This window comes from Azotobacter chroococcum, assembly GCF_004339665.1.
In the GTDB taxonomy this organism is placed as follows: domain Bacteria; phylum Pseudomonadota; class Gammaproteobacteria; order Pseudomonadales; family Pseudomonadaceae; genus Azotobacter; species Azotobacter chroococcum.
The window spans coordinates 40768-67139 of the sequence record NZ_SMMU01000020.1; the positions used below are offsets into that span (position 1 = coordinate 40768).

At 70.3% G+C, this 26372-nt stretch carries 26 protein-coding genes; 13 read left to right on the plus strand and 13 right to left on the minus strand.

The window, feature by feature from the left end; translation table 11 throughout:
• The first annotated feature begins 16 nt into the window (after positions 1-16).
• From aas to EV691_RS15765, 3 genes are read left to right on the plus strand one after another with little or no spacing between them, the layout of a single operon-like run.
• Positions 17-2149: a bifunctional acyl-ACP--phospholipid O-acyltransferase/long-chain-fatty-acid--ACP ligase gene (aas, locus tag EV691_RS15755; protein WP_131298249.1), complete on the plus strand. Its 2133-nt coding sequence runs from the start codon at positions 17-19 to the stop codon at positions 2147-2149.
• Positions 2146-3519, plus strand: coding sequence for an MFS transporter (locus tag EV691_RS15760; protein WP_131298248.1), 1374 nt, complete (start codon positions 2146-2148; stop codon positions 3517-3519). The genes aas and EV691_RS15760 overlap by 4 nt, the downstream gene beginning before the upstream one ends.
• Positions 3516-3884: a cupin domain-containing protein gene (locus EV691_RS15765; RefSeq protein WP_131298246.1), complete on the plus strand. Its 369-nt coding sequence runs from the start codon at positions 3516-3518 to the stop codon at positions 3882-3884. The genes EV691_RS15760 and EV691_RS15765 overlap by 4 nt, the downstream gene beginning before the upstream one ends.
• Here the strand turns inward: EV691_RS15765 and EV691_RS15770 are convergent.
• The 6 genes from EV691_RS15770 to glyQ all read right to left on the minus strand — a co-directional run bounded on the left by EV691_RS15770 (position 3881) and on the right by glyQ (position 10441).
• The gene (locus EV691_RS15770) at positions 3881-4762 is read right to left on the minus strand and encodes a Dyp-type peroxidase (protein ID WP_131298244.1); all 882 of its coding nucleotides are present in this window, start codon (positions 4760-4762) and stop codon (positions 3881-3883) included. The two genes, EV691_RS15765 and EV691_RS15770, sit on opposite strands and share 4 nt — an antisense overlap.
• Positions 4763-4864: 102 nt before the next feature.
• On the minus strand, positions 4865-5890 hold the full coding sequence (locus EV691_RS15775) for a hypothetical protein (protein ID WP_242672524.1): 1026 nt from the start codon (positions 5888-5890) through the stop codon (positions 4865-4867).
• Positions 5891-6127: 237 nt separating this feature from the next.
• Entirely contained in the window at positions 6128-6889 is a 762-nt protein-coding gene (locus tag EV691_RS15780) for a lysophospholipid acyltransferase family protein (protein ID WP_207390183.1), read from the minus strand.
• Positions 6890-6893: 4 nt separating this feature from the next.
• On the minus strand, positions 6894-7436 hold the full coding sequence (gene gmhB / locus EV691_RS15785; protein ID WP_131298242.1) for a D-glycero-beta-D-manno-heptose 1,7-bisphosphate 7-phosphatase: 543 nt from the start codon (positions 7434-7436) through the stop codon (positions 6894-6896).
• A 3-nt stretch (positions 7437-7439) separates the two neighbouring features.
• Positions 7440-9497: a glycine--tRNA ligase subunit beta gene (glyS, locus tag EV691_RS15790; RefSeq protein ID WP_131298240.1), complete on the minus strand. Its 2058-nt coding sequence runs from the start codon at positions 9495-9497 to the stop codon at positions 7440-7442.
• A complete protein-coding gene (glyQ, locus tag EV691_RS15795) occupies positions 9494-10441 on the minus strand; it encodes a glycine--tRNA ligase subunit alpha (protein WP_089169752.1) in 948 nt (315 codons plus the stop codon). The genes glyS and glyQ overlap by 4 nt, the downstream gene beginning before the upstream one ends.
• Positions 10442-10526: 85 nt before the next feature.
• Here glyQ and EV691_RS15800 point away from each other — a divergent pair, with 85 nt between their 5' ends.
• Both EV691_RS15800 and EV691_RS15805 read left to right on the plus strand, forming a co-directional pair.
• Positions 10527-11111: a DNA-3-methyladenine glycosylase I gene (locus tag EV691_RS15800; RefSeq protein WP_131298238.1), complete on the plus strand. Its 585-nt coding sequence runs from the start codon at positions 10527-10529 to the stop codon at positions 11109-11111.
• Positions 11112-11199: 88 nt separating this feature from the next.
• Entirely contained in the window at positions 11200-12087 is an 888-nt protein-coding gene (locus EV691_RS15805) for a lysophospholipid acyltransferase (protein ID WP_131298236.1), read from the plus strand.
• 31 nt (positions 12088-12118) lie between these two features.
• On the opposite strand, the gene trkA is transcribed toward EV691_RS15805, so the two are convergent.
• The 4 genes from trkA to def are packed head-to-tail and all read right to left on the minus strand — an operon-like array spanning position 12119 to position 16342.
• A complete protein-coding gene (trkA, locus tag EV691_RS15810; RefSeq protein ID WP_131298234.1) occupies positions 12119-13492 on the minus strand; it encodes a Trk system potassium transporter TrkA in 1374 nt (457 codons plus the stop codon).
• A 13-nt stretch (positions 13493-13505) separates the two neighbouring features.
• Entirely contained in the window at positions 13506-14831 is a 1326-nt protein-coding gene (gene rsmB / locus EV691_RS15815; RefSeq protein ID WP_207390185.1) for a 16S rRNA (cytosine(967)-C(5))-methyltransferase RsmB, read from the minus strand.
• Positions 14832-14833: 2 nt separating this feature from the next.
• Positions 14834-15778 (minus strand): methionyl-tRNA formyltransferase, encoded by a 945-nt coding sequence (gene fmt / locus EV691_RS15820; protein ID WP_131298230.1) that lies wholly within the window; start codon positions 15776-15778, stop codon positions 14834-14836.
• Between the two features lie 57 nt (positions 15779-15835).
• Positions 15836-16342, minus strand: a complete 507-nt coding sequence (gene def / locus EV691_RS15825; RefSeq protein ID WP_131298228.1) for a peptide deformylase — start codon at positions 16340-16342, stop codon at positions 15836-15838.
• Between def and EV691_RS23385 the strand changes: the two genes are divergently transcribed.
• The 4 genes from EV691_RS23385 (at position 16326) to tsaC (ending at position 19319) form a co-directional block, all read left to right on the plus strand.
• Positions 16326-16499 (plus strand): hypothetical protein, encoded by a 174-nt coding sequence (locus tag EV691_RS23385; protein WP_157731337.1) that lies wholly within the window; start codon positions 16326-16328, stop codon positions 16497-16499. The genes def and EV691_RS23385 overlap by 17 nt on opposite strands.
• The gene (locus EV691_RS15830) at positions 16496-17524 is read left to right on the plus strand and encodes a LysM peptidoglycan-binding domain-containing protein (RefSeq protein ID WP_131298226.1); all 1029 of its coding nucleotides are present in this window, start codon (positions 16496-16498) and stop codon (positions 17522-17524) included. Before EV691_RS23385 ends, EV691_RS15830 begins: the two co-directional genes overlap by 4 nt.
• Positions 17525-17616: 92 nt before the next feature.
• A complete protein-coding gene (dprA, locus tag EV691_RS15835; RefSeq protein ID WP_131298224.1) occupies positions 17617-18717 on the plus strand; it encodes a DNA-processing protein DprA in 1101 nt (366 codons plus the stop codon).
• 44 nt (positions 18718-18761) lie between these two features.
• Positions 18762-19319, plus strand: a complete 558-nt coding sequence (gene tsaC / locus EV691_RS15840; RefSeq protein WP_131298222.1) for an L-threonylcarbamoyladenylate synthase type 1 TsaC — start codon at positions 18762-18764, stop codon at positions 19317-19319.
• 41 nt (positions 19320-19360) lie between these two features.
• Here the strand turns inward: tsaC and EV691_RS15845 are convergent, their stop codons facing one another.
• Positions 19361-20338 (minus strand): NADPH:quinone reductase, encoded by a 978-nt coding sequence (locus EV691_RS15845; protein WP_131298221.1) that lies wholly within the window; start codon positions 20336-20338, stop codon positions 19361-19363.
• A gap of 181 nt (positions 20339-20519) precedes the next feature.
• Here EV691_RS15845 and hemF point away from each other — a divergent pair, with 181 nt between their 5' ends.
• Both hemF and aroE read left to right on the plus strand, forming a co-directional pair.
• Positions 20520-21434, plus strand: coding sequence for an oxygen-dependent coproporphyrinogen oxidase (gene hemF / locus EV691_RS15850; protein WP_207390182.1), 915 nt, complete (start codon positions 20520-20522; stop codon positions 21432-21434).
• A 206-nt stretch (positions 21435-21640) separates the two neighbouring features.
• Positions 21641-22453 (plus strand): shikimate dehydrogenase, encoded by an 813-nt coding sequence (gene aroE, locus EV691_RS15855; protein WP_131298219.1) that lies wholly within the window; start codon positions 21641-21643, stop codon positions 22451-22453.
• Positions 22454-22459: 6 nt separating this feature from the next.
• On the opposite strand, the gene EV691_RS15860 is transcribed toward aroE, so the two are convergent.
• Positions 22460-22792 carry an ElaB/YgaM/YqjD family protein gene (locus EV691_RS15860; RefSeq protein ID WP_039800775.1) on the minus strand — a complete coding sequence of 111 codons (333 nt, stop codon included), beginning with the start codon at positions 22790-22792 and terminating at the stop codon, positions 22460-22462.
• Positions 22793-23021: 229 nt separating this feature from the next.
• Between EV691_RS15860 and EV691_RS15865 the strand changes: the two genes are divergently transcribed.
• Both EV691_RS15865 and EV691_RS15870 read left to right on the plus strand, forming a co-directional pair.
• A complete protein-coding gene (locus tag EV691_RS15865) occupies positions 23022-24812 on the plus strand; it encodes a copper resistance system multicopper oxidase (protein ID WP_131298217.1) in 1791 nt (596 codons plus the stop codon).
• A gap of 2 nt (positions 24813-24814) precedes the next feature.
• The gene (locus EV691_RS15870; protein WP_278250230.1) at positions 24815-25729 is read left to right on the plus strand and encodes a copper resistance protein B; all 915 of its coding nucleotides are present in this window, start codon (positions 24815-24817) and stop codon (positions 25727-25729) included.
• 7 nt (positions 25730-25736) lie between these two features.
• Here EV691_RS15870 and EV691_RS15875 read toward each other — a convergent pair whose 3' ends face one another.
• Positions 25737-26231, minus strand: coding sequence for an MgtC/SapB family protein (locus EV691_RS15875; protein WP_131298213.1), 495 nt, complete (start codon positions 26229-26231; stop codon positions 25737-25739).
• Positions 26232-26372 lie beyond the last annotated feature (141 nt).

Sequence of the window (26372 nt, forward strand, 5' to 3'; positions counted from 1 at the left end):
ATGCCAGGGATCGATCATGCTCAAGCCCCTTCTGCGCCTGCTCCTCAAGATCCTCTTTCGGGTCGAGGTCCAGGGCGACCGCAACGTCTTCGGCGATCCGCGCACGCTGATCGTCGCCAACCACGAATCCTTCCTCGACGGCCTGCTGCTCGGCGTGTTCCTGCCGGTGGATGCGGTGTTCGTGGTGCACACCCAGGTCGCCAGCCGCCCGCTGTTCCGCTTCCTGCTACGCTTCGTGCCGCACCTCACGGTCGACTCGAGCAGCCCGCTGGCGATCAAGCAGATCGTCAGGCTGGTGGAAAGCGGACGGCCCGTGGCAATCTTCCCGGAAGGGCGGATCACCCGCACCGGCTCGCTGATGAAGGTCTACGACGGCGCTGCCCTGGTCGCCGCCAAGACCGGCGCCACCGTGGTGCCGGTGCGCATCGACGGCGCCGCGCGCAGCTACTTCGGCCGCCTGGCCGGCGTGTTCCCGCGCCAGGCGTTTCCCAGGATGCGCATCGCGATCCGCCCGCCGCAGCGCATCCCCATGCCCGCGCTGCCCTCGGCCCGGCTGCGCCGCCGCCGCGCCGGCGAGCTGATGCGCCACATTCTGCTCGACATGCTGGTCGCCACCCGCCCGCCGCGCACCCTCTACGAGGCCTTCCTCGACGCCAAGGCGACCTTCGGCACGCAGTACCGGCTGGTGGAGGACATCCGCCTGCAGGAGGAGACCTACGGCTCGCTGCTGAAGATGGCGCTGGCCCTGGCCCGCCTGACCTCGCGCCTGAGCGCACCGGGCGAGACGCTCGGGGTGCTCGCCCCCAACGCCGCGCCGACCCTCGGCCTGCTGCTCGGCCTGTCGCTCGGCCGGCGCATCCCCGCCCTGCTCAACTACACGGCCGGCCCCGAGGGGCTGCGCGCCGCCTGCCAGGCCGCCGACATCAAGACCATCGTCGCCTCGCGCACCTTCGTCGAGAAGGCGCATCTCGGCCCGCTGCTCGCGGCCGTGGCGGAGATCCGCGTGCACTACCTGGAGGATCTGAAGGCCGACTTCGGTCTCGCCGACCGCCTGTGGCTGCTCTGGCACCTGGCCTTTCCGCGCCACGCCGCGCTGCCCCAGCAGCCCGAGGATGCCGCCGTGGTGCTGTTCACCTCGGGCTCGGAAGGCAAGCCCAAGGGCGTGGTCCACTCGCATGCCTCGCTGCTGGCCAACGTCGCACAGATCCGCGCGGTGGCCGACTTCACCCCGCAGGACAAGTTCATGATGGCCCTGCCGCTGTTCCACGCCTTCGGCCTGACCTGCGGCGCGCTGCTGCCGCTGGTGTCCGGCTGCCAGGTGTTCCTCTACCCCAACCCGCTGCACTACCGGGTCATCCCCGAGCTGGTCTACGACCGCAACTGCACCGTGCTGTTCGGCACCTCGACCTTCCTCGGCAACTACGCCAAGTTCGCCCATCCCTACGATTTCGGCCGCCTGCGCTACGTGATCGCCGGCGCCGAGCGGCTGGCCGAGAGCGTGCGCGAGCACTGGCTCGACAAGTTCGGCATCCGCATCCTCGAGGGCTACGGGGTCACCGAGTGCGCGCCGGTGGTGGCGGTCAACGTGCCGATGGCCTGCCGCAACGGCAGCGTCGGCCAGCTGCTGCCCGGTATCGACTACGAGCTGGAGCCGGTGCCCGGCATCGTCGAGGGCGGCGCCCTGCACCTGAAGGGACCGAACCTGCTCAAGGGCTACCTGCTGTTCGACCAGCCCGGGGTCATCCAGCCGCCGCCGGCGATCCGCCCCGGCTGGTATGCCACCGGCGACATCGCCAGCGTCGACGCCGACGGCTTCCTGTACATCCGCGGCCGCCTCAAGCGCTTCGCCAAGATCGCCGGCGAGATGATCTCCCTGGAAGCGGTGGAAGGCCTCGCCGCAAGCGCCGCCCCGGACTTCATCCACGCCGCGGCGACACGCAGCGACGCCGCCCGCGGCGAAGCACTGGTACTCTTCACCACCGCCCCGGAACTCGGCCGCGAACGCCTGCTCGCCACCGCCCGGGCACTCGGCCTGCCGGAGCTGGCAGTGCCGCGCGTGATTCGCCGGATCGACGCACTGCCCCTGCTCGGCACCGGCAAGACCGACTACCAGAGCCTCAAGCGCATGGCCGAGGAGATTCCCGCATGAGTTCTTCCCTTTCCCTGCTCAGGACCCGCCGCTTCGGCCCGCTGTTCGTCACCCAGTTCCTCGGTGCCTTCAACGACAACCTGTTCAAGAACGCCCTGGTGGTCCTGCTGACCTTCCAGACCACGCAGTGGACCAGCCTGTCCCCCGGCCTCTTGGCCAACCTGGCGGCCGGCCTGTTCATCCTGCCGTTCTTCCTGTTCTCGGCGAGCGCCGGGCAGTTGGCCGACAAGTACGACAAGGCCCTGCTGGCGCGCTGGGTCAAGCTGCTGGAGATCCTCATCGTGCTGCTCGCCGGCACCGGCTTCTGGCTGCACAGCCTGGAGATCCTGCTGGCCAGCCTGTTCCTCCTCGGCCTGCAATCGACCCTGTTCGGCCCGGTGAAGTACGCCATCCTGCCCCAGCACCTGGGCGAGGCCGAGCTGGTCGGCGGCAATGCGCTGATCGAGGCCGGCACCTTCGTCGCCATCCTGGTCGGCACCCTGTCCGGCGGCCTGCTCGCCGGCGTCACCGGCGGCACCCTGTGGATCACCGCCGGCTGCCTGGTCGTCGCCGTGGTCGGCTACCTCGGCAGCCTGCGCATCCCGGTGGCGCTCCCGCCGGAACCCGGCCTGCGCCTCAATCCCAACCCGCTCGGCGAAACCTGGCGCGGCATCGGCTTCGCCCGCGCCGACCGCCTGGTGTTCCTGGCGATCCTCGGCATCTCCTGGTTCTGGCTGTACGGCGCGCTGCTGCTCGCCCAGCTCCCGGCCTACACCAAGGACGTGCTCGGCGCCGCGGAGGGCGGCGTGACCCTGCTGCTCGCCGTCTTCACCCTCGGCATCGGCAGCGGCTCGCTGCTCTGCGCACGCCTTTCGAAGCAGCATGTGGAGATCGGCCTGGTGCCGCTGGGCGCCCTCGGCCTCAGCCTGGCCGGCCTCGACCTGGCCCTCGCCTCGCCTGCCACGGCGCCGAGCGTCACGCTCGACCTGGCCGCGCTGCTGGCGGCGCCGGGCACCCTGCGCGTGCTCGCCGACCTGTTCGCCCTCGGCCTGTTCGGCGGCCTGTTCATCGTCCCGCTGTACACCCTGATGCAGCTGCGCTCGGCCGCCGCGCAGCGCGCGCGGGTGGTCGCCGCCAACAACATCCTCAACGCCCTGTTCATGGTCGCGGGCGCCCTCGCGGCGGCGCTCCTGCTGGCGGCGGGCCTGTCGATCCCCGTGCTGTTCGGCGTCGCCGCGCTGGCCAACGCCACGGTGGCGCTCTGCCTGTTCCGCCTGCAGCCGGACTTCCTGCGCCGCTTTGCCGCCTGCCTGCCAGGCCTCGGCGGCCTGCTGCGACGCGGCGCACCACGCCCGTCGGCAGCTGCGGAAAAACCGGAGGAACGGCCATGAAGCCGGCCATCCTGCGGGCCGATCCCGCCACGGCCTTCCGGACCACGGAACGCTGCCGCATCCTCGAGCTGTGCAACAGTGCCGGCGACCCGGCGCTGTCCATCGCCCTGGCGACGGTGGCGCCGGGCGAGACCACCCAGCTGCACCGCCTGCACGGGGTCGACGAGCGCTACCTGATCCTCCACGGCGAAGGCCAGGTCAGCCTCGGCCGGCAACCGCCCGAGGCGGTGGGTCCCGGCGATCTGGTGGTCATCCCGGCCGGCACCACGCAGCAGATCGCCAATACCGGCGACCGCGAATTGGCCTTCTACTGCCTCTGCACGCCGCGCTTCACCCCCGCCTGCTACGAGGCGCTGGGGGACTAGCCCAGCACCGCCCGCAGATCCAGCCGCCCCTCGCGCAGCGGCGGGCACCAGTAGTAGCCGCCGCTGACCGGCTTGCTGAAGCGGAACAGCGCATCACTGATGCCGTCCTCCAGACCGGCCATGCGGCGCAGCTGGGCTTCGAAGGCATCGAGGCTGTGACCGAAGGCGAGGAACAGCAGGCCGGCCTGCCGGTCGTCGTTCCAGGGCATCGAGCGGCGCACGACGAAGGCCTCCGGGGCGAAACTTTCCTGGGCGGTGCGCTTGACGTGGGCGGAGGCCGGCGCGTCTTCCAGCTCCTCGTTGTCGCTCTGGCGCCGGCCGACGATATGGTCCTGCTGGTCCGGCGACAGGCTGCCGAAATGGTCGAGGTCGTGCACCCAGTGCTGCACGGCGGCGAAGCTGCCACCCCGCTCGCCCTCGGGACCCGCACCGACGATGGCGGCCGCAACGGCTTGTTCGCCTTCGGGGTTTTCGGTGCCGTCCTCGTAGCCGGTCAGGTCGCGGCCCTCCCGATAGCGGAAGGCGTCGCTGCTCTGCACCAGGCGCAGCGCCGGGGCCAGGGCGGCGACGAGCTGGCGGCCGAGCTGCAGCAGCTCGCCGCGATCCTCGCCGCGCAGCCAGCACCACAGGGCATGCTGGGTCGAGGGGACGTCCACGCCGGCACCGCTCAGCGCCGGGAACACGCGCAGGCCGGCCAGCTGGCGCCCCTGTGCCTGCAGCAGCGATGCGCCGAGGCCGACGACGATCGTCTCGCCGTCGGCCAGGCTGCCGAGCCGGTCGAGCGCGACAGGCAGGGCATCTGCCGATTCGAGGGAGAAGAACAGGTGGCGTGCCTGCGAGGGTACGGCGGCCAGGATGCCCGGCTGGGAAACTGTCATGACGGCTCCTTCAGAAAAGTGCTGATTCCGAAAGGCCATTGTGCCGGAGTTCCTGCCGGCTCCGCAGCCAGGGGAGCCCCCGCTGGAACGGAGCAGCGACGCTCAGGCGCCGCCGTCTTCTGCCAGGGGCCGGCCCAGCGCGGCCCGTGCCCGGCGGTATTCGCTGCGGTAGACGGCGAAGATTTCGGCGATCGCTCCGTCCGCCATGCCCAGCCGGGCCAGGATTCGCTGCAGGTAGGCACAGCTTTCCGCGAAGCGGAAGGATTCGCAGAGCAGCTGCCGGCCGAGGGCGAGATCGCCCGGCGCCTCTCTCTCTCCGCCGCCGAGGAGCCGGCGCAGGACGGCATTCATCAACCCGGCGACTGTCCGGGCGTCCGCCCGGCGGCGCCCCTGCCGCCAGGCGCCGAGCAGGTGCTCCCGGGCCTGGGCATCGGCCCTCTCGCCGGCCCAGACCCTGGCCAGGCCACTGCAGTCGGACGGCTGCTCCGGACAGCCACAGCCGACCATGCCGGCGAGATGGGCGAGATAGTCCTCCACCGGGTTGCTCCACTGCCCGCCCTCGGCATCGAAGGCCGGCAGAAAGCGCTCGAGCAGCACCTCGTCCTGCTCGCCGTCCCCGCTCAGCAGCTCCCAGTGCTGGAGGCTCAGATCGACCACCCGCCAGGCCGCCAGGCGCAGCGCCGCGGCGAACACGTCGGCGAGCCGGGTCTCGAGCAGCAGCTCGCTTTCCAGCAGGGCGTCGCTTTCCGAGGCCTCCTGCAGATGGCGGCGCAGGCGCTCGCCAGCCGGCGGGCAACCGAGTTCGCCGGCCAGCGGGCTGAGGGTCAGGCAGCGCAGCCGCTCGAGGGCGTCCTGCTGCGGCAGGATCTGGCCGGCCAGCCGGTGCTCTTCCTCCAGGCGCTGCTGCCAGTAGTCCTGGGCGGCAGGATGGGCGAACAGGCCATCGGCCAGCAGCCGCTGCCACTGCGCATGGGCAGGCCAGTAGCCGGCGCCGCCGGACGCGCCGTCCGGCAGCGCGTCCGCTGCCGGCAGGTTGAGCAGTGCCAGGAGCTGCGGCAACGGCAGGAAGAACAGCGTGCCCTCTTCGACCAGCGCCTCCGGCAGCGGAACGTTTCCATCGGCAGTCATGACAAGGACATCCCGCTCGCGGACTTCCTGCCGGTTCGACGGCAGGGGAAGCGGTGACGACGGCATTGGGCGGTGTAATCCATGGGAAGGTTCCGGCTACGTCTGGTCTGGCGAGAGGATCTATGGGGCGGCATGCCGTGCAGGGGTTCCACGTGGAACGAGGCCCGGCGGCAGCGGACTTCGTCCACGGGAAGGTCGGCATGGGAGACGGCCTGGTCCGGAGTGCATGCCGGGATGTTAAACCTTGGCCGGTCCATCCACCACCGGGTTGTCGGCCAGGACGCCGAGCTGCCGCTGGGTCTGCTCGACCCAGGCGAAGGCGCGCTCGTTGAGGTCGGCGATGGCCCGCGGACCCTCGCCCTCGGCCTGCAGCGGCGGGCCGAAGACCACCCGGACGGTGCCGGGGGTCTTGCCCCAGCCTTCCTTGGGCCAGTAGAGGCCGGCGTCGTGGGCGACCGGCAGCACCGGCAGACCGGCGTTTACCGCGAGGGCGGCGCCACCGCGGGAGAACTTGCCGATCTGGCCGACCGGCACGCGGGTGCCCTCGGGGAAGATCAGCACCCAGGCGCCCTGCTCCAGGCGCTTGTGGCCCTGCTCGGCCAGCTGCTTGAGCGCCGCCTTGGGGTTGCCGCGGTCGATGGCGATCGGCTTGAGCAGGGCGATCGCCCAGCCGAAGAACGGGACGCGCAGCAACTCGCGCTTGAGCACCTGGCTGAGCGGCTCGAAGTAGGCGGAGAGGAAGAAGGTTTCCCAAGTGCTCTGGTGCTTGGCGAGAATCACGCAGGGGCGCTGGGGGATGCTCTCCACGCCATGCAGTTCATAGCGGATGCCGAGGATGTGCCAGGCCAGCCAGACGGCGCAGCGGCACCAGGTCTGCACGACGAAACGGTAGCGGGCGCGGAACGGCAGGAAGACCGCGACCACCAGACTGATCAGGCACCAGATGACGGTGCTCAGGGACAGCAGCAGATAGAAGATCGGAATGCGAAGGGATTGCATGGGCTCAGCCATCGGCCTTGAGAAGATGATCGACGACGGCCGCCAGGTCATCGAACACCTGGGTGCCGGGCGGCAGGATGTTTTGCAGGGTGCGCAGGCCCTTGCCGGTCTTCACCAGATAGGGGCTGCCGCCGAGCACCAGGCCGGCGTGCAGGTCGCGGTGGCTGTCGCCGACCACCGGCACGCCCTTCAGGTCGGGCAGCCGGAAGTGTTCGGCGATGCTGTGGAACATGCCGGGCAGCGGCTTGCGGCAGCTGCAGCCGTCCTGCGGGCCGTGCGGGCAGTGCACGATCAGGTCGATCCGCCCGCCCTGCTCCATCACCAGTTGCTGCAGCTTCAGGTGCATGTCGGTGAGGGCGGTCATGTCGAACAGGCCGCGGGCCAGGCCCGACTGGTTGGTGGCGACCGCCACCGTCCAGCCGGCCTTGCTCAGACGAGCGATCGCCTCGATGGAGCCGGGGATGGGAATCCATTCCTCCGCGGATTTGACGAAGGCGTCGGAGTCCTCATTGATGACCCCGTCGCGATCGAGCACGATCAGCTTCATCGCTCACTGTCCCAGCACGGAGATGTCGGCGACGCAGAGGAACAGGCCGCGCAGCTGCGCCAGCATGGCGTGGCGGTTGGCGCGGATCGCCGGGTCCTCGGCGTTGACCAGCACCGCCTCGAAGTAGGCGTCCACCGGATCGCGCAGGCTGGCCAGGCGCTCCAGCGCCTCGCGGTAGCGGCGTTCGGCGGCCAGCGGCCGGACCGCGTGCTGGGCTTGCTGCAGCGCCGAGTACAGGGAGAACTCGCAGGCGTTGTCGAAGTAGCGGGCCTCGATGGTCGCCGGCAGCTTGCCCTCGTACTTGCCGAGCAGGTTGGAGACGCGCTTGTTCACCGCGGCCAGCGCCTCGGCTTCCGGCAGCCGGCGGAAGGCCTGCACCGCCTGCACGCGCAGGTCCAGGTCGTAGGCCGAGGCCGGCTGCAGGGCACGCACCGCCAGGTAGCTGGAGACGTCGACGCCCTCGTCCTCGTAGCGCGCGCGCAGGCGGTCGAAGACGAACTCGCTGACCTGCTCGGCGAGGCCGGCGGCCTTGACCTTGGCGCCGTACTGGGCGACCGCGAAGTGGCTGGCCTCCTCGAGGTTCAGGTCCAGCTGCTTCTCGATGAGGATGCGCAGGATGCCCAGGGCGGCCCGGCGCAGGGCATAGGGGTCCTTGCTGCCGGTGGGCGGCATGCCGATGCCGAAGATGCCGACCAGGGTGTCGAGCTTGTCGGCCATCGCCACCGCGGCGCCGGTCAGCGTCGACGGCAGCTGGGCGCCGGCGCCGCGCGGCATGTACTGCTCGTCGAGGGCGCGGGCGACGTCTTCCGGCTCGCCGTCGTTGAGCGCGTAGTGGTAGCCGGCGATGCCCTGCAGCTCGGGGAATTCGCTGACCATCTCGCTGGCCAGGTCGCTCTTCGACAGGATGCCGGCACGGATGGCGTGCTCCGGATTGCCGCCGATGCGCTCGGCGATGAAACCGGCCAGCCGCGAGACGCGCTCGGCCTTGTCCAGCACGCTGCCCAGCTGGGCCTGGAAGACCACGCTGGCCAGGCGCTGGTTGAAGCTTTCCAGATTCTGCCGCTTGTCCTGGTTGAAGAAGAACTCGGCGTCGGTCAGCCGCGGGCGCACCACCTTCTCGTTGCCGGCGACGATCTGCGCCGGGTCCTTGCTCTCGATGTTGGCCACGGTGATGAAGCGCGGCAGCAGCTTGCCATTGGCATCCAGCAGGCAGAAGTACTTCTGGTTGTCCTGCATGGTGGAGATCAGCGCTTCCTGGGGCACGGCGAGGAAGCGTTCCTCGAAGGAGCAGACCAAGGGCACCGGCCATTCGACCAGCGCGGTCACCTCGTCGAGCAGCTCCTCGGGGACGATGGCGCTGCCCTGCTGCTGCGCGGCCAGTTCGGCGACGCAGCCGGCGATCAGCTCGCGGCGCTCGGCGAAGTCGGCCAGCACGTAGGCGCTGCGCAGGTCTTCCAGGTAGCTGGACGGCTGGCTGATGCGCACCGCGTCCGGGTGGTGGAAGCGGTGGCCCATGGATTCGCGGCCGGCCTTCTGGGCGAGGATCTCGCAGTCGACCACCTGGTTGCCGAGCAGCATCACCAGCCACTGGCTCGGGCGGACGAACTCGTCCTTGCGCGCGCCCCAGCGCATGCGCTTGGGAATCGGCAGCTCGTCGAGCGAGGCCTGGACGATCGCCGGCAGCAGCGCGGCGGCCGGCTGGCCGGGAATCTGGCGGCTGTAGCGCAGCTTGGCGCCGCTGCTGTCGATCTCGCTCAGCTCGACGCCGCACTTGCGGGCGAAGCCGAGGGCGGCCTGGGTCGGATTGCCCTCGGCGTCGAAGGCGGCCGCCAGCGGCGGGCCGTCGAGGTTCTGGGTGCGGTCCGGCTGCTGGGTGGACAGTTGCTCGACCAGCACCGCCAGGCGGCGCGGCGCGGCGTAGACGCGGGCGACCCGGTAGTCGAGGCCGGCGCTGGCCAGCCCCTTCTCGATGCCGGCGAGGAAGGCGGCGGCGAGGTTCTTCAGGGCTTTCGGCGGCAGCTCTTCGCTGCCCAGTTCGACCAGGAAATCTTGTGCACTCATTCTGCAGCCTCCAGCTTGGCCAGGACTTCGTCACGCAGTTCGGGGGGGGCCATCGGGAAGCCGAGCTTGGCGCGCGCCAGCAGGTAGCTCTGCGCCACGGCGCGGGCCAGGGTGCGCACGCGCAGGATGTAGCGCTGGCGCTCGGTCACCGAGATGGCGCGGCGGGCGTCCAGCAGGTTGAAGGTATGCGAGGCCTTGAGGACCATCTCGTAGGTCGGCAGCGGCAGCTCCAGCTCGATCAGGCGGTTGGCCTCGGACTCGTAGAAGTCGAACAGCTCGAACAGCTTGGCCACGTTGGCGTGCTCGAAGTTGTAGGTGGACTGCTCCACCTCGTTCTGGTGGAACACGTCGCCGTAGGTGACCTTGCCGAACGGGCCGTCGGTCCACACCAGGTCGTATACCGAATCGACGCCCTGCAGGTACATGGCCAGGCGCTCCAGGCCGTAGGTGATCTCGCCGGTGACCGGGTAGCACTCGACGCCGCCGACCTGCTGGAAGTAGGTGAACTGGGTGACCTCCATGCCGTTCAGCCAGACTTCCCAGCCCAGGCCCCAGGCGCCCAGGGTCGGCGACTCCCAGTTGTCCTCGACGAAGCGCACGTCGTGCACGTGGGTGTCGATGCCGATGCGCCGCAGGGATTCCAGGTAGAGATCCTGGATGTCGTCCGGGTTGGGTTTCAGGACCACCTGGAACTGGTAGTAGTGCTGCAGGCGGTTGGGGTTCTCGCCGTAGCGACCGTCGGCCGGGCGGCGCGAAGGCTGCACGTAGGCGGCGTTCCAGGTTTCCGGGCCGATGGCGCGCAGAAAGGTGGCGGTGTGGAAGGTGCCGGCGCCCACTTCCATATCGTAGGGCTGCAGCACCACGCAACCCTGTTCGGCCCAGTAGTTCTGCAGGGCGAGAATCAGGTCTTGGAAGGTGCGCACGGCAGGCGTAGTCTGGCTCACAAAAATCACCCTGTCCTGAGGCTGCGACGTAAAGGGCTGCGAGTATACCCGATTCCCGGCGGCCTCCACCCTGATGCGAACGCCCATGCCACGCTGCTTCTGGTGCTCCGACGACCCGCTGTACCAGGCCTATCACGACGCGGAATGGGGCGTGCCCCTGGACGATCCGCAACGCCTGTTCGAGCTGCTGCTTCTGGAGGGATTCCAGGCCGGACTGTCCTGGTTCACCGTGCTGAAGAAACGCGAGCACTACCGCCGGGTGCTGTTCGGTTTCGATGCCGGGCGCCTGGCTGTCCTCGACGATGCCGGGATCGAGCGCCTGCTGCAGGACCCCGGCATCATCCGCAACCGCCGCAAGCTCGAGGCGGCCCGGCAGAACGCCCGCGCCTGGCTGCAGCTCGAGGACCCGGCCGGCTGGCTGTGGTCGTTCGTCGGCGGCGCGCCGCGGATCAACCGCTTCCGCACGCCGGCCGAGGTGCCGGCGACCACCCCGAAGGCCGAGGCGCTCAGCCGGGCGCTGAAGAAGGCCGGCTTCGCCTTCGTCGGTCCGACCATCTGCTATGCCTTCATGCAGGCGTGCGGGATGGTCATGGACCACACCGTCGACTGCGACCGCCATGCCGAACTGGCGGAGCCGGCCGCCCGGCCCATCCCCGCGCCACGCCGCTGAGCGGCACCTCCGACCAAAGGCCGGTTCCGCCTGCCCTGCCGGCGGGCTGCATTACACTATGAGCCGTTTTCAACCCAGGAGTCCGTTTGTGGAAAAGCTCAAGGGCGCAGTGGTGATCACCTCCCTGCGCCTCTTCGCCCTGCTGCCCTGGCGCGCCGTACAGGGCGTCGGGACAACCCTCGGCTGGTTGATGGCGCATGTGCCGAACCGTTCGCGCGAGGTGGTGCGGATCAACATCGGCCAGTGTTTCCCCGAACTCGACGCCCGGGCGCGCGAGCGCCTGGTGCGCCGGAGCCTGCGCGACATCGGCAAAACCCTCACCGAAAGCGCCTGCGCCTGGATCTGGCCGGCGCGCAAGTCCCTCGCCCGGGTGCGCGAGGTGCAAGGCCTGCAGGTGCTCGAGCAGGCGCTGGCCTCCGGCAAGGGGGTGGTCGGCATCACCAGCCACCTGGGCAACTGGGAAGTGCTCAACCACTTCTACTGCAGCCAGTGCAAGCCGGTCATCTTCTACCGGCCGCCCAAGCTGCGGGCGGTGGACGAGTTGCTGCAGCGCCAGCGCGTGCAGCTGGGCAATCGCGTCGCCCCCTCGACCCGCGAAGGCATCCTCAGCGTGCTCCGCGAGGTGCGCCGGGGCGGCGCGGTGGGCATTCCGGCCGACCCCGAGCCGGGCGAGGGCAGCGGCCTCTTCGTGCCCTTTCTCGGCACCCGGGCGCTGACCAGCAAGTTCGTGCCGAACATGCTCGCCGGCGGCAAGGCGGTCGGCGTCTTCCTGCACGCCGTGCGCCTGGCCGACGGCTCGGGCTACCGGGTGATCCTCGAGGCCGCGCCGCCGGAGATGTACAGCCAGGACACGGAAACCGCCGTGGCGGCGATGAGCGCGGTGATCGGCAAGTACGTGCGCACCTATCCCAGCCAGTACATGTGGACCATGAAGCGCTTCAAGCGGCGTCCGCCGGGCGAGCGGGAGTGGTATTGAGGGCACCGCACGACGCCCGTCTTCGCCGCTCTCAGAAGAAGGTCAGCCCCACCTGGAACAGCCGCTCCACGTCGCGGATGTGCTTCTTGTCGACCAGGAAGAGGATCACGTGGTCGCCGGACTCGATCAGGGTATCGTCGTGGGCGATCAGCACCTGCTCGGCGCGGATCACCGCACCGATGGAGGTGCCCTGGGGCAGCTCGATCTCGCCGATCATGCGCCCGACCACCTTGCTCGACTTGGCGTCGCCGTGGGCGATCGCCTCGATGGCTTCCGCCGCGCCGCGGCGCAGCGAGTGCACGCTGACGATGTCGCCGCGGCGCACGTGGGTCAGCAGGGTGCCGATGGTGGCCAGCTGCGGGCTGATGGCGATGTCGATCTCGCCGCCCTGCACCAGGTCGACGTAGGCCGGGTTGTTGATGATGCTCATCACCTTGCGCGCGCCGAGGCGCTTGGCCAGCAGCGAGGACATGATGTTGGCCTCGTCGTCGTTGGTCAGGGCGAGGAAGATGTCGACCTCGTTGATGTTCTCCTCGACCAGCAGGTCCTTGTCCGAGGCGTTGCCCTGCAGCACGATGCTGCTGTCCAGGGTGTCCGAGAGGTAGCGGCAGCGCGCCGGATTGGCCTCGATGATCTTCACCTGGTAGCGGCTCTCGATGGCCTCGGCCAGGCGCTCGCCGATGTGTCCGCCGCCGGCGATGACGATCCGCTTGTTGCTGATCTCGAGGCGTCGCAGCTCGCTCATCACCGCGCGGATATGGGTCTTGGCGGCGATGAAGAACACCTCGTCGTCGGCCTCGATCACCGTGTCGCCCTTGGGCAGGATCGCCCGGTTGCGGCGGAAGATCGCCGCCACCCGGGCATCCACGGTGGGCATGTGCTCGCGGATCTGCCGGAGTTGCTGGCCGACCAGCGGGCCGCCGTAGTAGGCGCGCACCGCCACCAGCTGGGCCTTGCCGTCGGCGAAGTCGATCACCTGCAGGGCGCCGGGGTATTCGATCAGCCGCTTGATGTGGTTGGTCACCACCTGCTCCGGGCTGATCAGCACGTCCACCGGAATCGCCTCGTTGCTGAACAGCCCGGCGCGGGTCAGGTAGGCCGACTCGCGCACCCGGGCGATCCGCGTCGGGGTGTGGAACAGGGTGTAGGCGACCTGGCAGGCGACCATGTTGGTCTCGTCGCTGTTGGTCACCGCCACCAGCATGTCGGCGTCGTCGGCGCCGGCCTGGCGCAGCACGGTGGGGAAGGAGCCCTTGCCGGCGATGGTGCGGATGTCCAGGCGGTCGCCGAGGTCGCGCAGGCGCTCGGTATCGGTGTCCACCACGGTGATGTCGTTGGCCTCGCTGGCCAGGTGCTCGGCCAGGGTGCCGCCGACCTGGCCGGCACCGAGAATGATGATCTTCATCGGACTGCGTTCCTCAGCCGCGCGGACCGGCGGCGATCTTGATCAGCTTGGCATAGTAGAAGCCGTCGTGGCCCTGGGGCTGCGGCAGCAACTGGCGGCCGTGGCGCTGCGCCAGGCCCGGCTTGGCGCCGATGAAACTGGCGGCGATGTCCAGTTCGCGGGCGCCGGGCGTGCGGGCGAGAAAGGCGGCGATGGTGTCGCTGTTCTCCGCCGGCAGAATCGAACAGGTGGCGTAGAGCAGGATGCCACCGACCTCCAGGGTCGGCCACAGGGCGTCCAGCAGCTCGCCCTGCAGCGCGGCCAGGGCGGGGATGTCGCTGGCCTGGCGGGTCAGCTTGATGTCCGGGTGGCGGCGGATCACTCCGGTGGCGGAACAGGGCGCATCGAGCAGGATGCGCTGGAAGCGGCGGCCGTCCCACCAGCTCCCGGTGGCCCGCGCATCGGCGGCGATCAGCCGGGCCGCAAGGCCCAGCCGGTCGAGATTCTCGCGGACCCGTTCGAGACGCCGTTCCTCCAGGTCGATGGCGACCAGCTCGGCCAGCCGCGGCTCGCTTTCCAGCAGGTGGCAGGTCTTGCCGCCGGGCGCGCAGCAGGCATCCAGCACGCGCTGGCCGGGCATCGGCTCGAGCAGGTAGGCGGCCAGTTGGGCGGCCTCGTCCTGCACGCTGATGCGGCCCTCGGCGAAGCCCGGCAGGCTGCGCACGTCGCGCGGTTCGCCGAGCAGGATGCCATCACGGCTGAAGCGGCAGGCGCTGGCCGGAATGCCGGCCGCCGCCAGCTCGGCGAGATAGATATCGCGCGAGGCCAGCCGGCGGTTGACCCGCAGGGTCAGCGGCGGATGCTCGTTGTTGGCGGCGCAGATGGCTTCCCAGTGCTCCGGCCAATTTGCCTTCAGGGCCTGCTGCAGCCAGCGCGGATGGGCGGTGCGCGCCACCGGATCGCCCTTCAGGCCGGCGAGCAGCGCCGCGCCCTCGCGCTGCACGCGGCGCAGCACGGCGTTCAGCAGACCCTTGGCCCAGGGTTTCTTCAGCTGCTCGGCACAGGCCACGGTTTCGCCGATCGCCGCATGGGCGGGGATGCGGGTGTGCAGCAGCTGGTACAGGCCGATCAGCAGCAGCGCCTCGAGATCCCGGTCGGCGGCCTTGAACGGCTTGCGCAGCAGCTTTTCCGCGAGCAGGGCCAGGCGCGGCTGCCAGCGGGCGGCACCGAAGGCCAGCTCCTGGGCCAGCGCGCGGTCGCGCGGCTCGACCTGCTCCAGCTGGGCCGGCAGGGCGGCGAGCGACGCCTTGCCGGCGAGCACCGCCGCCAGTGCGCGGGTGGCGGCCAGGCGCGGATTCAGGCTCATGTCCCCAGCACCTGGCCGACGGCGAACTGCTCGCGGCGGCTGTGGTACAGCTCGGCGAAGGCCAGCGGCTTGCCACCCGGCAGCTGCAGGCGGGTCAGGCGCAGGGCGCCGCTGCCGCAGGCGACGGTCAGGCCGTCGCGGCGGGCGGCGAGGATGGTTCCCGGCGCCCCCTCGCCCGCCTCGACGAGCGCGCCGAACACCTTCAGCGGCGTGCCGTTCAGGCTGCTGTGGCAGACCGGCCAGGGATCGAAGGCGCGGATCCGCCGCGCCAGCTCGTCTGCCGGGCGGCTCCAGTCGAGGCGTGCCTCGTCCTTGTTCAGCTTGTGCGCGTAGGTGGCCAAGGCGTCGTTCTGCACCTCGCCGGCGAGTTCGCCGGCGGCCAGCCGGGCGACGGCCTCGACCAGGGCCTGCGCCCCCAGCCCGGCCAGGCGGTCGTGCAGGCTGCCGCCGGTCTCGTCGGGCTGGATCGGCGTGGCGACCTTGAGCAGCATCGGCCCGGTGTCCAGACCTGCTTCCATCTGCATCACGGTGACCCCGGATTCGCCGTCGCCGGCCTCGATGGCGCGCTGGATCGGCGCCGCGCCGCGCCAGCGCGGCAGCAGCGAGGCATGGCTGTTGATGCAGCCGAGGCGCGGGATGTCCAGCACCGCCTGCGGCAGGATCAGCCCGTAGGCGACCACCAGCAGGAGGTCGGGTTCGAGCGCCGCCAGCTCCGCCTGGGCGGCGGGATCGCGCAGGCTCGAAGGCTGCAGGACGGGGATGGCGTGCTGCAGGGCGAGCTGCTTCACCGGACTGGGCATCAGCTTCTGCCCGCGTCCGGCGGGGCGATCCGGCTGGGTGTAGACGGCGATCGGCCGCTGGCCGGCGGCCAGCAGGGTCTTGAGGTGTTCGGCGGCGAATTCGGGCGTGCCGGCGAAGACGATGCGCAAAGGCTGGGTCATGGTCGCTCGCTCAAGAAAGAAAAAGGCTTGCCACGGCAAGCCTGCGCAGGGACGGGCTCAGCCGTGCTGGCGATGCTGCTTCTCCAGCTTCTTGCGGATGCGGTCGCGCTTGAGCGTCGACAGGTAGTCGACGAACAGCTTGCCGTTCAGATGGTCGCACTCGTGCTGGATGCACACCGCCAGCAGGCCTTCGGCGACCAGCTCGAAGGGCTGGCCGTCGCGATCCAGGGCGCGGATGCGGACCTGCAGCGGACGCTCGACGTTCTCGTAGAAGCCGGGCACCGACAGGCAGCCCTCCTGGTAGGGCCCCAGCTCCGCGGTGAGCGGCTCGAATTCCGGGTTGATGAACACCCGCGGCTCGCTCTTGTCCTCGGACAGGTCCATCACCACCAGGCGCTGGTGCACGTTCACCTGGGTCGCCGCCAGGCCGATGCCGGGCGCGGCGTACATGGTCTCGAACATGTCGTCGATCAGCCGGCGCAGGTCGTCGTCCACCGACTCGACGGGTTTGGCGACGGTGCGCAGGCGCGGGTCGGGGAATTCGAGGATGTTCAGTATCGCCATATGCGTTTGTGATGCACTTGGGGAATTGATCGAAACGGCTGCTGATAAGATGCTGAGCAGCATTGAAAAAACGGCTTTACGCCGCGATCCCGAAGGGAAATACGGCGGCGCTCGACGTTTCACGCGAAGGCACATGATAAAGGGATTCACCGCATGAGGAAATCACTACTCGCCCTGCTGCTGCTGGCTGCCGGCGGCTCCCTGGCGCAGGCCGAGGTGCAGCTTCGCGCGGGTCATCCGCAGAGCTACACGGTCGTCCGGGGCGACACCCTGTGGGACATCTCCGGCAAGTTCCTCCGCGCCCCCTGGCAATGGCCGCAGCTCTGGCACGTCAATCCGCAGATCGAGAACCCGCACCTGATCTATCCAGGCGACGTGCTGAGCCTGGTCTACATCGACGGCCAGCCGCGCCTGATGCTCAACCGCGGCGCCAGCCGCGGTACCATCAAGCTGTCGCCGCAGATCCGCCGCACGCCGATGGTCCAGGCCATTCCGACCATTCCGCTGGAGAAGATCAACAGCTTCCTGCTCAGCAACCGCATCGTCGACGACGCGGCGGAGTTCGAGGGCGCGCCCTACGTGGTCGCCGGCAATGCCGAACGGGTGGTCAGCGGCGCCGGCGACCGGGTCTACGCGCGCGGCGACTTCTCCGCCGGCGAGGCGGCCTACGGCATCTTCCGCCAGGGCAAGACCTACGTCGACCCGGAAACCAAGGAAGTCCTCGGCATCAACGCCGACGACATCGGCACCGGCGAAATGGTCGCCGAGGAAGGCGACATCGCCACCCTGGTGCTCAGGCGCTCGACCCAGGAAGTGCGCATCGGCGACCGGCTGTTCGCCACCGAGGAGCGGGCCGTCAACTCCACCTTCATGCCCAGCGAGCCGGCCAGCCCGATCGACGGGGTGATCCTCGACGTGCCGCGCGGGGTGACCCAGGTCGGCAACTTCGACGTGGTCACCCTCAACAAGGGCAGCCGCGACGGTCTGGCCGAAGGCCACGTGCTGGCGGTGTACAAGACCGGCGAGACCGTGCGCGACCGCATCACCGGCGAGCCAGTGAAGATCCCCGACGAGCGCTCCGGCCTGCTGATGGTGTTCCGCACCTACGAGCGGCTCAGCTACGGCCTGATCCTCACCGCCAGCCGCCAGCTGGCGGTGCTGGACAAGGTGCGCAACCCGTAACCCCTGCTTCCTGCCCCCTCCCGCCGGAGGGGGTGCCGGACCAAGTGCCGGCCCCGCCCGTTTCGTTCCGTAGATCAAGGATGATCGCTCCCATGCCCCTCCCGCCCGCTGAACTGGAAGCGCGCCTGCGCCTGCACGCCCTGCCCGGCTTCGGGCCGCGCCGCCATCGGCGCCTGCTCGAGGCCTTCGCCAGCGCCTCGGCGGCGCTCAGCGCGCCGGCTTCCGCCTGGCGCGCGCTGGGACTGCCGGCCGGCTGCGCCGAGGCGCGGCGCAGCGCCGAGGTCCGCCAGCAGGCTGCGATGGCGCTCGCCTGGCTGGAGCAGCCGCAGCGGCAGCTGCTGCCGCTCGGCGAGCCCGGCTATCCGGCCCTGCTGGCCGAGCTGGACGATGCTCCGCCGCTGCTCTTCGTCGAAGGCGAGGCGGCCCTGCTCGAGCAGCCGCAGCTGGCCATGGTCGGCAGCCGCCGCGCCTCGAAACCCGGGCTGGACACCGCCCGCGCCTTCGCCCGGCAGCTCGCCGGCGCCGGCTTCGTCATCAGCAGCGGACTGGCCCTGGGCATCGACGGCGCCGCCCACCGGGGCGCGCTGGAGGCGTCCGGCAAGACCGTGGCGGTGCTCGGCACCGGCCTGCAGCGCATCTATCCGCCCCGCCATGCGCCCCTGGCGGCGGAGATCCTCGCCGGCGGCGGCGCGCTGGTTTCCGAACTGCCGCTCGACTGCCCGCCCCAGGCAGGCAATTTCCCGCGCCGCAACCGCATCATCAGCGGCCTGTCCCTCGGCGTGCTGGTGGTCGAGGCCAGCCCCTCCAGCGGCTCGCTGATCACCGCCCGGCTGGCCGCCGAGCAGGGCCGCGAGGTCTATGCGATTCCCGGCTCGATCCACCATCCCGGCGCCCGCGGCTGCCATCAACTGATCCGCGACGGCGCGACTCTGGTGGAAAGCATCGAGCACATCCTCGAGGCGCTGCGCGGCTGGCAAAACCTCGCGCCGGCGCCTCGGCCGCCGGCCGTGCCAGCCCCGGCCGGCGAGCGGCATCCACTGCTGGCGCTGCTCCACGCCGCCCCGCAGACCAGCGAGGCGCTGGCCCTGGCCAGCGGCTGGCCGCTCGCCCGGGTGCTGGGGGCGCTCACCGAGCTGGAGCTGGACGGCCTGGTCGCCTGCGAGGGCGGCCGCTGGCTGGGCTGCGCCGGCTGACGGGCTTGGTACACTGCGCCGAATCTTTTTTCCGGAGGCAGGCGATGCACGGCAGTTGGCGGGTGCGACAGGTGGCGCGGGTGCTGCGCGCTGGCGGGGTGATCGCCTATCCGACCGAGGCGGTCTGGGGCCTGGGCTGCGACCCGTGGAACGAGGCCGCGGTGCGCCGCCTGCTGGCGCTCAAAGGGCGGCCGCAGGAGAAGGGCCTGATCCTGGTCGCCGCCGACATCCGCCAGTTCGACTTCCTGCTCCATGACCTGCCGCCGGCCTGGCGGGAGCGCCTGGCCGCCACCTGGCCGGGGCCGAACACCTGGCTGGTGCCGCACCGGGGCCGCCTGCCGGCGTGGATCACCGGCCGCCACGCGAGCGTCGCCCTGCGCGTCAGCGACCACCCGCAGGTGCGTGCGCTGTGCGCCCTCGCCGGCCCGCTGGTGTCCACCTCGGCCAACCCCGCCGGCCGCCCGGCCGCGCGCTCGCGGCTGCGCGTCGAACAGTACTTCCTGCGCCGGCTCGACGCCGTGCTCGGCGGCGCCCTGGGCGGGCGGCGCAATCCCAGCCTGATCCGCGACCTGGCCAGCGGCCAGGTGATCCGCCCGGCTTAGGGCTGCCGCCGCGGCCTACGCCAAAACATCAACAGCCCCTATCACGGCAGCAGGACGGTCGAGCCGACGGTCTGGCGCGAGGCCAGCGCCTCGTGGGCCCGGGCGGCCTCGGCGAGGGAGAAGCGCTGGCCGATCTCGACCCGCAGCTGGCCGCTGGCGAGCATCGCGAACAGCTCGTCGGCCATCGCCTGCAGGCGCTCCGGGGTGTCGGCGTAGCCGGCCAGCTGGGGGCGGGTGACGAACAGCGAGCCCTTCTGCGCCAGCACCCCGAGGTTGACGCCGGTCACCGGCCCGGAGGCGTTGCCGAAGCTGACCAGCAGGCCGCGCGGGGCGACGCAGTCCAGCGAGGTTTCCCAGGTGTCCTTGCCGATCGAGTCGTAGACCACCGGACACTTGCGCCCGTCGGTCAGCTCCAGCACCCGCTGCGCCACGTTCTCGCGGCTGTAGTCGATGGTCGCCCAGGCGCCCAGGGCCCTGGCCCGCTCGGCCTTCTCCGGCGAACCGACGGTGCCGATCAGCCGGAGGCCGAGCGCCCTGGCCCACTGGCAGGCGAGGCTGCCGACGCCGCCGGCCGCGGCATGGAAGAGAATGGTCTCGCCGCCCTGGAAATGACCGATCTGGCGCAGCAGGTACTGCACGGTGAGGCCCTTGAGCATCGCCGCGGCGGCCTGCTCGAAATCGATCGCGTCCGGCAGACTGACCAGCCTGTCCGCTGGCAGCACATGGAACTCGCCGTAGGCGCCCAGCGGACCGTTGGCATAGGCGACCCGGTCGCCGACCCGGAAGCGCCCGACTTCGCTGCCGACCGCCTCTACCTCCCCGGCGCCCTCCAGGCCGAGCCCGGACGGCAGCTGCGGCGGGGCATACAGGCCGCTGCGGTAGTAGGTGTCGATGAAGTTCAGGCCGATCGCCCGGTTGCGCACCCTAACCTCGTGCGGCCCCGGCTCCGGCGGCGTGCAGTCGACCCATTCGAGGACCTCGGGGCCGCCGTGACGGCTGATCTGGATGCGCTTGGCCATGTCTCTGTTCCTCCGCAGGATCGCTGCTGTGTCCGTGCCGCGTGCCGCGGCGAGGCCGCTATCCAAGCGTCAAGCCCTCCGTCCCGTCAACTTCGGCAAGGAATTGCGCAATGTTATGCTAGCCGCCCGTCCGGGCCTGCGGGCCGCCTTGTCCAGTGCCGTTTTCAACATGGGAAATGCCGTGAACGATCAAATCGAGGCCGTGAAGGCCTACCTGCTCGACCTGCAAGACCGTATCTGCGCCGCCCTCGAGGCCGAGGACGGTGGCGCGCGCTTTCGCGAGGACGCCTGGCTCCGCGAAGGCGGCGGCGGCGGCCGCACCCGGGTGCTGGAGAGCGGCGCACTGATCGAGAAGGGCGGCGTCAACTTCTCCCACGTCTACGGCGCCGGCCTGCCGCCGTCGGCCAGCGCGCACCGTCCGGAACTGGCCGGACGCGGCTTCCAGGCCCTCGGCGTGTCGCTGGTGATCCACCCGCGCAACCCCTATGTGCCGACCTCCCACGCCAACGTGCGGCTATTCGTCGCCGAGAAGGAGGGCGAGGCGCCGGTCTGGTGGTTCGGCGGCGGCTTCGACCTGACCCCCTACTACGCCTTCGAGGAAGACTGCGTGTTCTGGCACCAGGTCGCCCGCGACGCCTGCGCGCCCTTCGGCGCCGACGTCTACCCACGCTTCAAGGAGTGGTGCGACCGCTACTTCCACCTCAAGCACCGCAACGAGCCGCGCGGCATCGGCGGGCTGTTCTTCGACGACCTCAACGCGTGGGATTTCGACACCAGCTTCGCCTTCCTGCGCGCCGTCGGCGATGCCTACATCCAGGCCTACCTGCCGATCGTGCAGAAGCGCAAGGACACCCCCTACGGCGAGCGCGAGCGCGAGTTCCAGGCCTATCGCCACGGCCGCTACGTGGAGTTCAACCTGGTCTACGACCGCGGCACCCTGTTCGGCCTGCAGTCCGGCGGGCGCACCGAGTCGATCCTCATGTCGCTGCCGGCCGAGGTGCGCTGGGGCTACGACTGGAAACCTGCGCCGGGCACGCCCGAGGCGCGCCTGACCGAGTACTTCCTCACCGATCGCGACTGGCTGGCCCAGGCCTGAGCTTCGTGCAGCAAACCGGGCATCGTCTCGGAGTACAGTTCCTGTAGGTTGGGAAACGGCCGCCGGCCTTTCCCGCCAGCGGGGGGACAACGCCGCAAGCGCTTTCCTCCCGGCCGTTAAGGACGAACCCTTCAGCATGGACAGACCACACACTCGTTGAGGCGGGCGCCACAGGCGCTCCCTCGTTGCCGGAGGATCTTCTTCCCATGGACCGCTACGCCGTGTTCGGCAATCCCATCGGCCACAGCAAGTCGCCGCAGATCCATCGCCTGTTCGCCCAGCAGACCGGCCAGGCGCTCAGCTACGAGCCCCTGCTGGCGCCGCTGGAGGACTTCGCCGGGGCGGCCCGCGCCTTCTTCGCCGACGGCAAGGGCGCCAACGTCACCGTGCCTTTCAAGGAGGACGCCTTCCGCCTGGCCGACGAACTCACCCCCCGCGCCCGCCGCGCCGGGGCGGTGAACACCCTGATGAAGCTCGAGGACGGCGCGCTGCTCGGCGACAACACCGACGGCGCCGGGCTGGTGCGCGACCTCCAGCAGGCCGGCCTGAACCTGGCGGGGCTGCGCATCCTGCTGCTCGGCGCCGGCGGCGCGGTGCGCGGGGTGCTCGAACCCTTGCTGGCGGAGCGTCCGGCGGCGCTGGTGATCGCCAACCGCAGCGAGGACAAGGCCGAGCAGCTGGTCGGCGAGTTCGCCGAACTCGGCCCGCTGAGCGCCTGCGCCTTCGCCGCCCTGCAGGGGCCGTTCGACCTGATCGTCAACGGCACCTCGGCGAGCCTGGCCGGCGAACTGCCACCGCTGCCCGCCGGACTGATCCAGCCGGGCCGCGGCTTCTGCTACGACATGATGTACGGCCGCGAGGCCACGCCCTTCTGCCACTGGGCCCAGCAGCAGGGCACGGCGCGGACCCGCGACGGCCTGGGCATGCTGGTCGAGCAGGCCGCCGAGTCCTTCCAGCTGTGGCGCGGCGTCCGCCCGGACACCGCCAGCGTGCTGGCCGAGCTGCGCCGGGCGCTCTGACGGCGCTCAGTGATCCCGGCCGCGGGCGAACAGCATCCCGAACAGCGCGGCGGCGCCGACGCCCACCGCCAGGCTGGCCCAGGGATGGGCACGGACACAGTCGCGGGTACACTGGCCGACCTGGTGACAATGCTGGGCCAGGCTGTGGGCGCCGTCGTGGCAGTGATGGCGGGAGTGCTGCAGCAGGTCCTCGGCGCGCGCCCTGAGCCGCTCGTAGCCGTGCCGGGTATCGTGCGAGGCGCTGCTCCTGAGATGCTCCAGGGCATGCATCAGGTCGTGAATCTCCTTCTCGAGGCGTTCCTCGGCCAGGGACGTGCGGGGGGTCTTGAACAGCGACATGGGGGCAGCTCCAGTCCGGTGGTCATGGATGTGCCGCGGCAGGCTCCGGCGTGCCGCGCTGTCGAGCAAGCATAGTCCAGTGTGCCGAGGGCCTCGACCGCGGGTCGCCCGACCATCGGCTCCGTCCCCCCTTACAGAAATGTAATCACCCGCCGTCGCCGGATATGGCAGTTTTTCGGAACGTCGCCTCGCGCGGCCCTGTTTTTCCGCAAGACTGGACATCAACGGCATGCATTGCAAAACCTCGCGGCGGACCTTCGTCAAGGGCCTCGCCGCCGGCGGCCTCCTCGCCGGCTTCGGCCTCTGGCGCCCGCCGGTCTGGGCGCTGGGCGGTCCCGCCCGGCCCACGCTGCTTTCCGGCAGCGAATTCGACCTCGACATCGGCGAAGTCCCGGTGAACATCACCGGCAGGCCGCGCACCGCCACCGTCATCAACGGCTCCCTGCCCGGCCCCACCCTGCGCTGTCGCGAGGGCGACACCGTCACCCTGCGGGTGCGCAACCGCCTGGACGAGGACACCTCGATCCACTGGCACGGCATCCTCCTGCCGGCCAACATGGACGGCGTGCCGGGCCTGAGCTTCGACGGCATCGCCCCGGGCGGCCGCTACGAATACCGCTTCAGGGTGAAGCAGAGCGGCACCTACTGGTACCACAGCCACTCCGGCTTCCAGGAGCAGACCGGCGTGTACGGCGCCTTGATCATCGACCCGCGCGAGCCCGAGCCCTTCCAGTACGAGCGCGACTACGTGGTGATGCTCAGCGACTGGACCGACGAGAACCCGGCGCGGGTCCTGAAGAAGCTCAAGAAGCAGTCGGACTACTACAACTTCCACAAGCGCACGGTCGGTGACTTCATCAGGGAGGTCGGCGAGCACGGCTGGGCGGCGACCGTCGCCGAGCGCAAGGCCTGGGCGGCGATGAACATGACTCCCACCGACCTGGCCGACGTCAGCGCCCACACCTACACCTACCTGCTGAACGGCCAGTCGCCGGCCGGCAACTGGACCGGGCTGTTCCGCCGCGGCGAGCGGGTCCGCCTGCGCCTGATCAACGCCTCGGCGATGACCTACTTCGACGTGCGCATCCCCGGCCTGAAGATGACCGTGGTCGCTGCCGACGGGCAGAACGTCGAGCCGGTGAGCGTCGACGAGCTGCGCATCGCCGTGGCCGAGACCTACGACGTGATCGTCGAGCCGCAGGACGCCGAGGCCTACACCCTGTTCGCCCAGTCCCTGGACCGCAGCGGCTACGCCCGCGGCACCCTGGCGCTGCGCGAGGGGCTGAGCGCGCCGGTGCCCGCACCCGATCCGCGCCCGCAGCTGAGCATGGCCGACATGGGCCACGGCGGCATGGACCATGGCGTCCACGGGAGCGCGGCACCGGCCGGGCATGCCGGGATGGATCACGGCGATCACGGGAGCATGGCGCATGCCGGCATGGACCATGGCGCCATGAGCCACGGCGGCACGGATCACGCCGCGCCGGGCGGGGAAATGCAGGCCCATCCGGCCTCGGAGACCGGCAATCCGCTGGTCGACATGCAGACCATGACGCCCACCGCCAGGCTGGACGATCCCGGCATCGGCCTGCGCGACAACGGCCGCCGGGTGCTGACCTACGCCGACCTCAAAAGCGCCTTCGCCGATCCGGACGGCCGCGAGCCGGGCCGCACCCTCGAGCTGCACCTGACCGGGCACATGGAAAGGTTCGCCTGGTCGTTCGACGGCATCCCCTTCGCCGATGCCGAGCCGCTGCGCCTGAAGTACGGCGAGCGGCTGCGCATCGTGCTGGTCAACGACACCATGATGACCCATCCCATCCACCTGCACGGCATGTGGAGCGACCTGGAGGACGAGCAGGGCAACTTCCTGGTGCGCAAGCACACCCTCGACATGCCGCCCGGATCGCGGCGCAGCTACCGTGTCACCGCCGACGCCCTGGGCCGCTGGGCCTACCACTGCCACCTGATGTTCCACATGGAGACGGGCATGTTCCGCGAAGTGCGGGTGGAGGAATGACGATGATCGCACTGCACGGATTGCCGCGCCGCGCCGCCGCCCTCGCCGCCGCGCTGGCGGTGCCCCTGGGCGCGCTGGCCGCCGACGGGCACGCCGGTCACGGCCACCATCCAGCGCCGCAGGCCGGGCCGATGGAGCATGGCGCGCACGGCAGTCACGATCACGCCGGCCATGCCGGCATGCAGCATTCCCCGGCCAGCGCGGCCCTGCCGCCGAACATCCCGGCCCTCACCGACACCGACCGCGCCGCCGCCTTTCCCCCGCTGTCCGGCCATGCGCCCCATGGCCGCTCGCTCAACAGCCTGCTGCTGTTCGAGAAGCTCGAATACCAGGATGCCGACGACGGCAGCGCCCTGGTCTGGGACGCCAGCGGCTGGATCGGCGGCGATATCGACCGGCTGTGGCTGCGCTCGGAGGGCGAGCGTACCAACGGGCACACCGAACAGGCCGAGCTCCAGGCGCTCTGGGGGCATGCCATCGGTCCCTGGTGGGAACTGGTCGGCGGCCTGCGCCAGGACTTCAAGCCCGGCTCGGCGCAGACCTGGGCCGCCATCGGCCTCCAGGGCATGCCCTTCTACGGCCTGGAGACGGAAATCACCGCCTACTACGGCGAGGGCGGCCAGAGCGCCCTGCGCCTGGAGGCCGACTACGACCTCCTGCTGACCAACCGGCTGATCCTCCAGCCGACCGTGGAGGCCAACCTCTACGGCCGCAACGACCGCGAGCGCGGCGCAGGCGCAGGCCTCGGCGAGATCGAGGCCGGCCTGCGCCTGCGCTACGAGATCAGCCGCCAGTTCGCGCCCTATATCGGCGTCAGCTGGGGCCGCCTGTACGGCAACAGCGAGGACCTGGCCCGCGACGAAGGCGAGGACGAGGAGGAAGCCCGCTTCGTCGCCGGCATCCGCCTGTGGTTCTGAAGAGCGCTCAGGGGCCGTTGCGGCCCTTCTCCAACCGGTCGATCAGCCAGGAGACGACATTGAGGATGAACAGGCCGAGCAGGGTGCCGAGCACCGCCGTGGCCTGGTGACCGAGGCCGACCGCGACGCCGATGGCGGTGGCGAGCCAGAGGCCGGCCGAGGTGGTCAGGCCCGTCACCTCAGCCTTGTCGCGGCTTTTCAGGATGGTGCCGGCGCAGAGGAAGCCCACCCCGGCCACGATACCCTGGATCACCCGGCTCATGGCGTCGTGCCCGGCGCCGGCCTGCTCCGGAATCAGCACGAACAGCGCGGCGCCCAGGGTCACCAGCATGTGGGTGCGCACGCCGGCGGCATGCCCGTGATGCTCGCGCTCGAAGCCCAGCAGGCCGCCGAGCACGGCCGCCAGCAGCAGGCGCAGGCCGGTCCGGAGAGTCTGCTCGAGCCGGGAAAGATCGGAAAACTCGTCGGCCAGGACCGCCACGAACACATCCCATGCACTCATGCGCTTGCTGCTATCAAAAAGGTGAACAAAGGTGTTCACACCTTTCTTCCTGCCCTGACGCGCCTTGTTGGCCGCATTCATGACTGACAGGCGTCACTTTCCCGACTACGGCGGGGACCCTCCCCGCCGCAGCGCCGCCGT